Source organism: Geomonas sp., from assembly GCF_056994735.1.
On record NZ_JBXKJL010000253.1, the window covers coordinates 1 to 11,932 of the forward strand.

10 protein-coding genes are annotated in these 11,932 nt (G+C 62.1%); all 10 read right to left on the minus strand.

The window, feature by feature from the left end; translation table 11 throughout:
- Positions 1 to 166 precede the first annotated feature (166 nt).
- A complete protein-coding gene (locus AC11W3_RS11285) occupies positions 167 to 2,455 on the minus strand; it encodes an ATP-dependent helicase (RefSeq protein WP_484088238.1) in 2,289 nt (762 codons plus the stop codon).
- A gap of 65 nt (positions 2,456 to 2,520) precedes the next feature.
- Positions 2,521 to 3,237 (minus strand): cytochrome c biogenesis protein, encoded by a 717-nt coding sequence (locus tag AC11W3_RS11290; protein ID WP_484088239.1) that lies wholly within the window; start codon positions 3,235 to 3,237, stop codon positions 2,521 to 2,523.
- 296 nt (positions 3,238 to 3,533) lie between these two features.
- On the minus strand, positions 3,534 to 4,040 hold the full coding sequence (gene def, locus AC11W3_RS11295; protein WP_484088240.1) for a peptide deformylase: 507 nt from the start codon (positions 4,038 to 4,040) through the stop codon (positions 3,534 to 3,536).
- 1 nt (position 4,041) lies between these two features.
- The gene (locus AC11W3_RS11300) at positions 4,042 to 4,602 is read right to left on the minus strand and encodes a glycine cleavage system transcriptional repressor (protein WP_484088241.1); all 561 of its coding nucleotides are present in this window, start codon (positions 4,600 to 4,602) and stop codon (positions 4,042 to 4,044) included.
- A 57-nt stretch (positions 4,603 to 4,659) separates the two neighbouring features.
- Positions 4,660 to 6,981, minus strand: coding sequence for a DNA translocase FtsK (locus AC11W3_RS11305; protein WP_484088242.1), 2,322 nt, complete (start codon positions 6,979 to 6,981; stop codon positions 4,660 to 4,662).
- Positions 6,982 to 7,138: 157 nt separating this feature from the next.
- Positions 7,139 to 8,806, minus strand: coding sequence for a ribonuclease J (locus AC11W3_RS11310; RefSeq protein ID WP_484088243.1), 1,668 nt, complete (start codon positions 8,804 to 8,806; stop codon positions 7,139 to 7,141).
- Between the two features lie 160 nt (positions 8,807 to 8,966).
- Positions 8,967 to 9,365 carry a hypothetical protein gene (locus tag AC11W3_RS11315; RefSeq protein ID WP_484088244.1) on the minus strand — a complete coding sequence of 133 codons (399 nt, stop codon included), beginning with the start codon at positions 9,363 to 9,365 and terminating at the stop codon, positions 8,967 to 8,969.
- A gap of 166 nt (positions 9,366 to 9,531) precedes the next feature.
- Complete coding sequence (locus AC11W3_RS11320; protein WP_484088245.1) at positions 9,532 to 9,714, minus strand: hypothetical protein; 183 nt, start codon at positions 9,712 to 9,714, stop codon at positions 9,532 to 9,534.
- Positions 9,715 to 10,410, minus strand: a complete 696-nt coding sequence (locus tag AC11W3_RS11325; protein ID WP_484088246.1) for a lysophospholipid acyltransferase family protein — start codon at positions 10,408 to 10,410, stop codon at positions 9,715 to 9,717.
- 188 nt (positions 10,411 to 10,598) lie between these two features.
- On the minus strand, positions 10,599 to 11,906 hold the full coding sequence (locus tag AC11W3_RS11330; protein ID WP_484093033.1) for a dicarboxylate/amino acid:cation symporter: 1,308 nt from the start codon (positions 11,904 to 11,906) through the stop codon (positions 10,599 to 10,601).
- Positions 11,907 to 11,932 lie beyond the last annotated feature (26 nt).

An 11,932-nucleotide genomic window follows, 5' to 3' on the forward strand; every position in this document is an offset into this window, starting at 1 on the left:
AGCGGGGTCAGCCAGCGCCGCCGCGATGATTTCAGGCCCGATCCCGCACGGATCGCCCATGGTTACAGCTATGACCGGCTTTTGCACTTTGCTCTGACCTACCTTTCCCAAATCATCTGCGTCACTATGCTTCCGTTCGCCCTGAGCCTGTCGAAGGGCGCATTGTTTAGTCCCTCTCCAGCCCCGCGAAGCGCACCAGGAGCTTCTTCGGGCCGATGGAGTTGAACCAGACGATGACCTTCTGGCTGTCCCCCGCCCCCTCGATCTTCCTGATGGTCCCCCGGCCGAATTGCGCGTGCCGCACCCGCATCCCGATGAAGACCCCTTCCTCCTGGTCCTCGGGCACCATCCGCACCTCGTTGTCGACCTCAGGCTCTATCTCTTCCTCGAACAGTGAGGCGAGATTGTGAGCGGGCACCTCCGGCGCGGCCTGGGGATGCCTGAACTCGCCGCCGTAGCCCGGCTGCGGTTCGTAGCCCTGCTGCCGGTACTGGTCCCCCGCTCCGAACCGGGACGAGGTGTATGAGGGTTGCTGGAACGCTTCCCCCCCATCCAAGAGCTCCGCCGGGATGTCGCGGATGAACCGGGCCGGCGGGTTCATCTGCTCCCGCCCGAAGATGTGGCGCCTGCGCACATTGGTGAGGAAGAGCCGCTTCTTGGCGCGGGTCATCCCGACGTAGCAGAGTCTCCGCTCCTCCTCCATCTGGGTCGGATCCTCGATCGATCGCAGGTGCGGGAAGAGCCCTTCCTCCATGCCGATCATGAACACCAGCGGGAATTCCAGCCCCTTCGCCGAGTGCAGCGTCATCAGCGTCACCGAGGACTGCGTCCCCTCCCCTTCCTGCTCGAGGTCGGAGACCAGGGCGATCTGTTCGAGAAAGGCCGCCAGCCCCTTATCGCCCGGCCCCGCCTCGAAGACCTGCATGGCGGTTACCAGTTCCTGGAGGTTCTCGATCCGCTCCTGCGCCTCGTCGCTTCGCTGCTCCTTGAGCCGCGCCAGGTACCCCGTGTCCTGGATCACCGCCCCGGCCAGCTCTGCAAGCGGGAGGGTTTCGACCAGGCCACGGTATTTCCTCAGCTCCGCCACGAAGGAAGCGACCTTGCCGCGCGCGCCTGCAGCGAGGAGGCTCCCGTCGGCCGCCTCGATCATCGCCCGGTAGAAGGAGATCTGCTTCTCGGCAGCCAGCGCGGAGATGCGTTGCACGGTGGCAGCACCGATGCCGCGCGGCGGAGTATTGATGATGCGCTTGAGCGCCACCTCGTCAGCGGGGTTGTCCAGCACCTTCAGGTAGGCGAGGATGTCCTTGATCTCCAGCCTGGCGTAGAAGCGCACCCCTCCCACCATGTGATAGGGGATTCCGGCAGCCACCATGGCGTCTTCGATGACCCTTGACTGGGCGTTGGTCCGGTAGAAGACGGCCACCCCGGAGAGATCGCCACCTTCGGCCATGAAGCGCTCGGTCTCGCGGCAGATGAGCCGCGCCTCCTCCCACTCGTTGGGCAAGGTCCGGCAGGTGATCGGCTCACCTTCAGGGTTCTCGGTCCAGAGCCGCTTCGGCTTCCGCCCGCGGTTCTTCTCCACCACGTTCCAGGCGGCGTCCAGGATGGTCCTGGTGGAGCGATAGTTCTGCTCCAGCTTCACCACCTTCACCCCGGGGAAATCCTTCTCGAATTCCAGGATGTTGCGGATGTCGGCGCCGCGCCAGCCGTAAATCGACTGGTCGTCGTCCCCCACCACGCAGAGGTTCCGCCTGGTCCCGGCCAGAAGCTGCACCAGGCGGTACTGCACCGCGTTGGTGTCCTGGTACTCGTCGACCATGATCCACCGGTAGCGCTCCTGGTACTTCCTCAGCACCTCGGGGTGCTCCTCGAAAAGCCGTACGGTCAGGAGGAGGAGATCCCCGAAATCCAGGGCGTTGCACCGTTTCAGCCGGTCCTGGTAGATGCCGTAGACCTTGGCGACGGTCGCCTCGTACGGAGTTCCTGAAGGTGCCTTGTCCGGGGTGATCCCTGCGTTCTTGAATTCGTCTATGGCGGAGGCGAGGGACTTGGGCGGGTAGCGCTTCTCGTCGAGATAGAGCTCCCCGGAAACGTCCTTCAAAAGGCGCTCGCAGTCCTTGTCATCGTAGATGGCAAAGTTCCGGTCATAGCCGATGTGGGTGATATCCTGACGCAGGAACCTGGCACAACAGGAGTGGAAGGTCGAGATGAAGGGGATATCGCCACCGCCGAGGATCTCCTGCACCCTCTCCCGCATTTCTCCGGCGGCCTTGTTGGTGAAGGTCACGGCCAGGATCTGCCACGGGGCTACACCTCTTTCATGGATCAGGTGGGCTATGCGGTGGACGATGACGCGGGTCTTGCCGGATCCGGCGCCCGCCAGGATCAGGAGCGGGCCCTCGCCGTGGAGGACCGCCTCCTGCTGGGGAGGGTTCAATTTGTGAAGCAGTTTCATGATCATCCTTCGACCGGCAGCGTCTCAGGCCGCCGGATTAGCAGCGCGTAGGGGAGTACCTCCGTTTAGAAACTGTGCGAGCTCCTCATGAGCATGCTGACGCCCAGGTAGGTGAAGAGGGAGATCAGAAACCCGCAGATGCCCAGCCAGGCGAAGCGGCGGTCCCACTCCTGCCCCTTCACACGGAGGTGGAGATACATAGAATAGAACAGCCAGAGGATGGAAGTCCAAAGTTCTTTGGGGGTCCAGAGCCAGTAGGTACCCCAGGCGTAATACCCCCAGATGCCGCCGGAGACCATGGAGAGCGAGAAGAAGCTGTAGCCGACCAGGGCGGCCCGGTATTGTAGATCGAGCAGGACTCTCTCTCCCTCCCGCAGGAAGGCCCCTCCCAGGACGGCTGCGACGCCGAAGAGGGCATAGGCGAAGAAGGCCAGGGCTACGTGGAGCTCGAACCAGTAGGTATCCAGCACCGGCGGAAGGGGCATGTTCAGGGTGGGGAAGGGGAGCGCGAGGAGCGCGAAAAGCCCCGCCAGCATTCCGCAGCTCCAGAAGAGGCCGTTTCTCCCTTTGAGCTGGCTGGAGAAGATGAAGGGGAGAGCCATCAGCCCGATGGAGCAGGAGAAGAAAGCCAGCGTATCCTGCGGCCCGATGAGGGGCAGCCGTCCGAGGGTCATTCCGCGCGATGCCAGGTAGCCGAGCTCCAGCAGCACCGCGGCGACGAAGATCGGCCGCCTGAGCGAAGCGAAGTAGAGGATGCCGGAGGCAATCAGTAGTTGTTTCATGAAGTCACTCGGTTTTGTTGCTGCGGCGAAAGGCCTAAAATAAATGCGCCCTTCGACAGGCTCAGGGCGAACGGGGTACATAGCGCCTTCGACAGGCTCAGGGCGAACGGGGTACATAGCGATTCATACTGCACGACACTCCCAGATGAAGCCACCGTTCAACCCCTCTGACAGAAGCGAATCCCCATAAATCCCCCCTTTTAGTGGTTTCCAGGGTTTCCCTATGTTTAGGGTTTTCTCAGATTTTCTCCGTGTCTCCGTGGCAGAAATGGGTTTATGGTTTGGGACTTACCGGCCTACTTGTAGCTCTTCCTCCTGAACAAGCCCGTCTTCAGCGAGGCGATGCGGTCCAGGAAGAGAAAGCCGTCCAGGTGGTCGAGCTCATGCTGAATGGCGACGGCCTCGAACCCCGTGGCCACGAACTCCCGCAACGTCCCGTCCGGCTCCGTAAATCGCAACGAGACCTCGGTGGAGCGCTCGACGTCCCCGGTGTAGTCCGGAACGCTCATGCACCCCTCGCGCATGACGGCGGCGCCGCTACGGGCGACGATCTCCGGGTTTATCATCAGCAGGAGCCCGTGATTGTTGTCCTTGCCGTGGCGGTTCTTGGATACGTCGATCACGCAGGCCTTGAGCGAGATCCCGATCTGCGGCGCGGCGACACCGACCGAGCCGGGGCCGGCGTGCATGGTGTCGACCAGATCCTCAATGAGCTGCCTGATGCCGTCATCAATGGAGTCAACCCGCGGGCAGGGGGTTTTCAGGATGGGATCGGGATAAATGACAATAGGTTTTACAGCCATATCAGAGCGAGACCGGTGTGATGAGGCGCACCGAGATCTCCACACTCAACTCCTTTTTCAGTTTTTCCAGCAGGCTGGAGGCGTCCTCGACCGACATTTCCTGGGGAAGTGCCGCCTCCAGCATCAGGACGTAGACCGGCTCGGTGGGGCTTCCGATCAGTTTCGTATTCAGGTCCGTGATGTTGATGCCACGGTCGGCCAGCTCGCGGGTGACCCGGTAGACGATCCCCGGCTGGTCGCTGCCGTAGACCGAAACGAGGCAAAGCTCCCCGGCGGGTTTCTGGTAGGCGACCTCGTCGTTCTTGAGGGAGCGAATGAAGGCGGAGAGCCCGTTGCCGGCATTCTTGGCGGTGAACTCGGCCTCCAGCGTTTTCTTCGAAAAAGGCTTTGCATGGGAGACGATGAGAATCATCGCGAACTCACCGGCCAGCATGGTGCAGCTGGAGTCCTCGATATTGCACCCCAGCGAGTAAAGCACCTCGGCCGTGTCGGCGACGATACCGGGTCTGTCCTTACCGATGATGGTGACCGCGAAATGGGCCAGGCTATCGTTAATCGTCATTGAACCTCCTTCTCCTCGTATCAGTCAGACAAGTCCGGTAAGTCAGACCGGTCCGAGTCAGATTTTATTGACAAAGACTTCCCTAGGCTTGCTGGTGCCGTCGGACGGCCCGACCACCCCTTCCTGCTCCATCTTCTCGATGATGCGCGCGGCGCGGTTGTAGCCGATACGGAGCCGCCGCTGGATCATGGAGATCGAGGCCTGCTTGGTCTCGGCCACCAGCGCCAGGGCGTCGTCGTAGCGCTCGTCGAGCTCCTCGTCGCCGCCGCCGTTCTCCTTCTCGTCGGAGGACTTCATCTCCAGGATCGATTTCTCGTAGACCGGCTTGCCCTGCTTCTTCAGGAACTCGACCACGCGCTGCACCTCCGCGTCCGAGACGAAGGCGCCGTGGGAGCGGAGCATCTTCGAGGTCCCCGGCGGGAGGAAGAGCATGTCGCCCGCACCCAGGAGCGATTCCGCGCCGTTGCCGTCCAGGATGGTCCTCGAGTCGATCTTTGACGAGACCTGGAAGGAGATACGGGCCGGGAAGTTGGCCTTGATGAGGCCGGTGATGACGTCGACCGACGGACGCTGGGTGGCCAGGATCAGGTGGATGCCGGCGGCACGGGCCATCTGGGCCAGGCGGGCGATCGACTCCTCGATCTCGCGACCGGCAACCATCATCAGGTCGGCGAGCTCGTCGACGATGACCACGATGTAGGGGAGGTGGCCGTGCTCCAGCTGGTCTTCCTTCTCCAGGAAGGCCTGGATCGCCGCCTCGCGCGCCTCCATATCGTCGGCGTCCTCGACCTCCTCGATCTCCTCGACCACCACGGTGCCGCGGGCCTTGTTCTCCGCTTCCTCTTTCTCGCTGCGCTCCAGCTCCTTGTTGTAGGAGTCGATGTTCCTGACCCCCTTGTCGCTCATGAGCCGGTAGCGCCGCCCCATCTCCTCGACCGCCCATTTGAGCGCCAGCGAGGCCTTCTTCGGATTGGTCACCACCGGGAGGAGGAGGTGCGGGATACCCTCATAAACCGAGAGTTCCAGCATCTTCGGGTCCACCATGATGATCCTGACGTCGTTGGGGGTGGAGGTGTACAGCAGCGACAGGATCATGGTGTTGATGGCAACCGATTTACCGGAGCCGGTGGCGCCGGCGACCAGCAGGTGCGGCATCTTGGCGAGGTCGGTGACCAGCGGGTTCCCGGCGATGTCCTTGCCCAGCGCCATCGGCAGCTTCATCTTCCCCTTGTGGAATTCCTCGGAGTTGAAGATCTCCTTGAGCGAAACCATCTCGCGCTCGCGGTTCGGGAGCTCGATGCCGACCACCCCCTTGCCCGGAATCGGCGCCACGATGCGGATGGAGTGCGCCTGCAGTGCCATGGAAAGGTCGTCGGAGAGCCCGGCGATGCGGCTGACCTTGATGCCGGGGCCGGGAGAGAATTCGTACATGGTGATGACCGGGCCGGGGCAGATCTCCACCACCTCCCCTTCCACACCGAAATCCTTGAGCTTCTTCTCCACCAGCCGCGCGTTCATGGTCAGGGTGTCGCGGTCCTGGCGCTTGACGCCCTCCGGAGGCGGGTCGAGCAGAGAGAGCGGCGGCGTCCGGTAGTTGCCGTCGGCCTTGATGAATTCGAAGGCCTCCTGGATCGGGGCGCTCTTCTTCTCGTCCTGCTTCTTTTCCTTCTTAGCGGCAACGACGTTCACCGGAGGCGCCACGGCGGCGGGCTTGATGATCGGTGCCGGATGCGGTTTCGGCTTTTCTCCCTTCTCCTTCGGCCCCTCCTTCTCCATCAGCTGCCGGTTCAGGTCCCGGCGCTCCTGGTAGCGGCTCCACCTGTCCTTGATGGCATTCATCCACCAGCCGGCCAGCAGCACGAAGGAGAAGCGGGAAAGGAGCATGGCGCTTGCGGCCAGCATGGGGAGGAGGATGAGAACCGCGCCGACCTTGCCGAAGGCGCGCTTGAGGAGTTCGGCGAACTGGAAGCCGATGAAACCGCCGGTCGGCACCCGCTGCCCGAAGAATTCCGTGAACTGCAGGTTGAAGGCGAAGAGCCCGGAGAGGGAGATCAGGAGCAGCGCGAAGCCGACCCCCTTGTACTTTTTCCACCGTACCGGGTCCGAGCCGAAGGCGCGGTAGGCGAGATAGATGAGGGTGCCGGGGACGACGTAGGAGGCGAGGCCGAGGAGCTGGAGGGAGACGTCCGCGAGCTGGGCCCCGAAGCGGCCGCCCAGGTTGTGGGTCTCCATCGAGGTCGAGACGCTGTTGAAGGAGAGGTCCTCGCCGTTGAAGGAGGCGAGAGCCACGGCGAGGAAGATACCCCCGGCCGCCAGCGCCATCCCCTTCATCTCCTTGGTCACCTTCTCTTTCTTTTCAATTGTCGCTTCAGTCGTCATAAATGAACCAATCCTTGCCACGGAGACACGGAGAAAATCTGAGAACCGCAGAATCAAAACCTGCAACTACGCGTTACCTGATGGCACTACGACTCCGGATCGCCCGCTTTCACGGGTTTTCTCAGATTCCCTCCGTGTCTCCGTGGCTAATCAGGGTTTACATCTCAAGTACCATTGGCAGGATCACCGGGCGCCGCTCGATGGTCTTGTTGAAGAACCGCCTCAGCACCCGGCGCACCTCAAGTTTCACCTCGCTCCAATCGGTGAGGACCTCGGTGTTCACCAGCGCCAGGGTGTCGAGCACCACTTTCCGCGCCTCATCCAGGTACTGCTGGCTCTCGTCCTCGAAGACGAAGCCGCGGGACACGATGTCGGGGCCGTAGATGATCTCGCCGCTGATCTGGTTGATCCCGATGATGACCACCACCATGCCGTCCTCGGAAAGGTGCTTCCTGTCCTTGAGGACCACATTGCCGACGTCGCCGACTCCCTTGCCGTCAACGAAGACCCGGCCGGTATCGACGTGGTCGACGAGGCACCCCTCGCCCCTGTGGAAGAGGATCACGTCGCCGTTGACCGCCAGGAGGGTCCTCTCTTTCGGCATCCCCACCCTTTGCGCGAGCTGGGCGTGCTTCACCAGGTGCCGGTACTCGCCGTGAACCGGGACGAAGAAGCGGGGGCGCACCAGGTTATGAAGAAGCTTCAGCTCCTCCTGGCTCGCGTGGCCGGAGACGTGCACCTCCGAGACCTTCTCGTGGATGACCTCGGCGCCGCGCCGGTAGAGGTGGTTGATGAGATCGGAGATGGTCTTCTCGTTCCCGGGGATGAAGCGCGAGGAGAGGATGACCGTGTCCCCCTCCTCCACCTTGATCTGCTTGTGGTCGTCCATGGCGATCCGGGTCAACGCGCTCATCGGCTCGCCCTGGCTGCCGGTGGTGATCATGCAGACCTGCTCCTTCGGGAGCTTCGGCATCTCCTTCAGGTCGATCAGCATGTCGTCGGGAATCTTCAGGTAGCCGAGTTCCCGGGCGATCTGCACGTTGGCGATCATGGAGCGGCCGTTCAGGAGCACCTTCCTCCCCGTCTTCTGGGCCGCCTCCACCACCTGCTGGACGCGGTGTATGTTGCTGGAGAACGCGGCGACGATGACCCTGCCGGTGCAGCGCGGGAAGATCTCGGTGAAAGCCTCCCCCACCAGCCGCTCGGAGAGGGTGTATCCCTCCCGTTCCACGTTGGTGGAATCGGCGAAAAAGGCCAGGACGCCGGACTCGCCGTAGCGGGAGAAGGTGGCGAGGTCGGTGAGTTGGCCATCTACCGGGGTCTGGTCGAGCTTGAAATCTCCGGAATGGATCACGACCCCTTCGGGGCAGCTTATGGCCAGGGCGCAGCCGTCCACGATGGAATGGGCGACGCGGATGAACTCGACGTAGAATTCCCCCAGGCGGATCTTCTCGCGCGGGGTGACCACCCGCAGGTCGGTCTTCTCGTCGAGGTCGTACTCCTTGAGCTTTTCCTTGACGAGGCCGAGGGTGAGGGCCGTGCCGAAGATGGGCGGGTTCAGCTCCCTCAAGACGTACGGGAGGGCCCCTATATGATCCTCGTGGCCGTGGGTGAGAAGGATGGCGCGTATCTTGTCGGCACGCTCCAGGAGGTAGCTGACATCCGGGATGACCACGTCGATCCCGAGCATGTAAGGCTCCGGGAACATCAGGCCGCAGTCCACGATGACGATGTCGTCGCCATACTCGAAGACCGCCATGTTGAGACCGATCTCGCCGAGCCCTCCGAGGGCCACGAACTTGAGACCGGTTGATTCTATCTGCATCGCTTCCAAATTGTTAATCCTTCGCCCTCAACTCCCTGGACTAACAGGGATCAACGAGCTCCCTCCCCCCTCGAGGGGGAGGGTCGGGGTGGGGGGGAAGGCGCCATTGAGGACGCCGTGCCACCCACCGTCACCCCACCTCAAGGGGCGGGGGAGAAAATCATTTCCGTGGTTGCAACCTGGCCAGCACGGCGATCTTAGCATCGCATTGCTTGATCCAATCCTCGCCGGGGGCGTAGATCCAGACGATGGCGTAGAAGGAACTCCGCAGCGAGCGGTAGGCGATCAGTGCGCGGGGAATATCTCCCCTCTGCTCGAACAGCAGCCCGATGTTCCAGAGCTTTTTCGCGCTCTCCTCCACCAGCGAACTTCCCGGGGTGTACATGTGGATGGCGGACTCATACCCTGCCACGGCGGCAGGGAAATCGCCGGCAGCCGAGGCCTTTTCGCCCTTGTCGAACTGCACGTGCTGCCGGTAGAGGGTGTTCCCCCAGATCAGCACGATCCCGATAATCGCGGCGACCGCCACGTTGAGGGCTATGGTCTTTACCTTTTCCATCTTCACTTCCTTCTGATTATCAAACTCCCCTTTGAAAAAAGGAGCCACGAACCACACACTTTGGACAAAGGAGCCTCACCGACCTCCCCCCTTTGTAAAAGGGGGGGCGGGGGGGATTTTGTGATCCCGGCAGCTGCGAGAAATCCCCCTAACCCCCGGGCGACGTCTATCCCTGGAAAAAGCCGGGGTCTGCGATCAGCAGCGCGCCCAGCAGGGCCACCACCACGCCGATGAGAACGGCCAGCGCCGCCAGGATATCGTAAGGCTTCCGCAGCCGGTGCGACGCCGGGAGACCCCAGCAGATCAGGGCGATCCCAACGACCGCCATCAAGACATAAACCATTACCATCTAATGAACCTCCAGGTTTGAGGCAATCGCCTCACGCACCCGCGCCATCAGCTCCCCCTCCGGCACTCCCGCCACCGGGATCGCTTCGCTAAAAGTGATCTTTATAGTTCCGGGATAGAGCTCGATGCGGTTCGGGGGATTGATCTCCCTGCTGCCGTTTATGGTTAAGGGAACGATCGGCACCCCGGCCTTGGCGGCCAGCAGGAAGGCTCCGCGCTTGAACGGGAGGAGCGCTCCGTCCTTGGTGCGGGTCCCTTCCGGGAATATGACCACGCTGGCGCCGGCGGCGATCCGCTCGGCAGCCTGCTTCATGCTCTTCAGCGCCTTCCTGCCGTCGCTGCGGTCCAGGGGGATATAACCGGCGCGCCTCATGGCACTGCCGAAAAAGGGCACCCGGAACAGCTCCTCCTTGGCGACCCAGGAAAAGAGGCGCGGGATGGCCAGCGATAGCGCGTTGATGTCGAAGTTCCCCTGGTGGTTCCCCATGTAGATGACGGGACCATCGGTAGGGACATGCTCCAGCCCGTCGACCACGAGCCGGATCCCCGCCACCCGCAGAGCCCAGCGACTCCAGAAGCGGGCGCAGGCGTGCCCGGACCGGCCGCTGCTGTCGAAGAGGCCGCCGACGATGGCGAAGAGACAGCAGGCAAGGGTGAAAGGAATGAAGAAAAGGAGGTACAGACGTGCTCGTAACATGAAATCCACCCTTCAGATAATCCCGGCCAAGTTACTTTTTTTTAGTGCCGTAGTCAAACCAATTATCGCTTGACAATAGGGGCTCCTTAATCGGCGGCGCGCGAAGAATGCCGAAAAAAAAGAAGGGGATGCCCCTCGTTCCTCTGGAACGGGAAGCACCCCCCCGAAAGCTTCAATGCCCTCTTCGTCTATTCCACGACCGCACCCGGCATGGCAAGGAGCTCTTCCTCCTCGGCTTCCAAGTCGGCAGTTTCATCCTCGCATACCACGCCTAGGCCCCCTTCCCACTTCGCGACCACAGCGGTGGCGATCGAGTTCCCGATGACGTTGGTCGCGGTGCGCCCCATGTCGAGGAACTGGTCGATGCCCATGATCAGCAGCAGCCCCGACTCGGGGAGGTTGAACATCGGCAGGGTAGCTGCAACCACCACCAGCGAGGCCCGCGCCACACCGGCCATCCCCTTGCTGGTAACCATCAGCACCAGGAGGATGGTCACCTGCTTCGAGAAGGAGAGTTCGATGTTGAAGGCCTGGGCGATGAAGATCATGGCGAAGGCCTGGTAGATCATGGAGCCATCGAGGTTGAAAGAGTAGCCGAGCGGCAGCACGAACGACGCGATCTTGTCCGAGCAGCCGAACTTCTTCAGCTTCTCCAGGGTGGCGGGATAGGCAGCCTCGCTGCTCGCGGTGGAGAAGGCCAGCAGCATCGGCTCCTGGATCATCTTCAGCAGGGTGAAGATCCTCCCTCTCAGGACAACGGCGCCGCCGGCAATAAGCACCAGCCAGAGAGCCGCCAGAGAGAGGTAGAAGCCGCTTATGAACTTGCCGTAGGTGACCAGCACCCCGAGCCCCTGGACCGTGATGACCGAGGCGACCGCGGCGAAGACGCCCAGCGGCGCGAACCACATGACGTAGTCGGTGACCTTCAGCATGACGCGCGCCAGTTCATCGATGAACTTGATGATGGTCTTGGCGCCGTGGTCCTTGAACGAGCCGATGGCGAAACCGAAGAAGACCGAGAAGACCAGGATCTGCAGGATCTCGTTCTGGGCCATGGCGTCGAAGAAGCTTTTCGGGAAGACGTGGGTGATGAAATCCTTGAGGTTTAGAGAGGATGCCTTCAGGTTAGTGGCCGCGCCCGCAGCGGGGAGGGGAAGGTTCATGGCGTGCCCGGGCTGAAGGAAGTTCACGAAGAGCAGGCCGATAAAGAGCGAGAGGAGCGAGGCGCAGATGAACCACCCCATCGCCTTGGCGCCGATGCGTCCGACGGCGTGGGAGTCGCCCATGCCGGCGATCCCGGAGACCAGGGAGGCGAAGACGAGGGGGCCGATGATCATCTTGATCAGCCTGAGGAAGACGTCTGTCAGGATGGAGAAGTATCCCGCAATATCCTTGGCTGCGGCGGGGTTGGGCGCGGAGACGTTGCAGGCATAGCCGACCAGGATCCCCAGCACCATGGCTGCCATGATGCAGAGCGTCAGTTTGTTCTTTTTCATCGATGATTCTCCCTCTTCTATGATGA

Excerpts from the sequence above, each read along its gene's own strand:
- AC11W3_RS11325 (WP_484088246.1), bottom strand. The coding sequence starts at position 10,410 with ATGTTACGAGCACGTCTGTACCTCCTTTTCTTCATTCCTTTCACCCTT.
- AC11W3_RS11310 (WP_484088243.1), bottom strand. The coding sequence starts at position 8,806 with ATGCAGATAGAATCAACCGGTCTCAAGTTCGTGGCCCTCGGAGGGCTC.
- AC11W3_RS11290 (WP_484088239.1), bottom strand. The coding sequence starts at position 3,237 with ATGAAACAACTACTGATTGCCTCCGGCATCCTCTACTTCGCTTCGCTC.
- def (WP_484088240.1), bottom strand. The coding sequence starts at position 4,040 with ATGGCTGTAAAACCTATTGTCATTTATCCCGATCCCATCCTGAAAACC.
- AC11W3_RS11300 (WP_484088241.1), bottom strand. The coding sequence starts at position 4,602 with ATGACGATTAACGATAGCCTGGCCCATTTCGCGGTCACCATCATCGGT.
- AC11W3_RS11330 (WP_484093033.1), bottom strand. The coding sequence starts at position 11,906 with ATGAAAAAGAACAAACTGACGCTCTGCATCATGGCAGCCATGGTGCTG.
- AC11W3_RS11320 (WP_484088245.1), bottom strand. The coding sequence starts at position 9,714 with ATGGTAATGGTTTATGTCTTGATGGCGGTCGTTGGGATCGCCCTGATC.
- AC11W3_RS11305 (WP_484088242.1), bottom strand. The coding sequence starts at position 6,981 with ATGACGACTGAAGCGACAATTGAAAAGAAAGAGAAGGTGACCAAGGAG.
- AC11W3_RS11285 (WP_484088238.1), bottom strand. The coding sequence starts at position 2,455 with ATGAAACTGCTTCACAAATTGAACCCTCCCCAGCAGGAGGCGGTCCTC.
- AC11W3_RS11315 (WP_484088244.1), bottom strand. The coding sequence starts at position 9,365 with ATGGAAAAGGTAAAGACCATAGCCCTCAACGTGGCGGTCGCCGCGATT.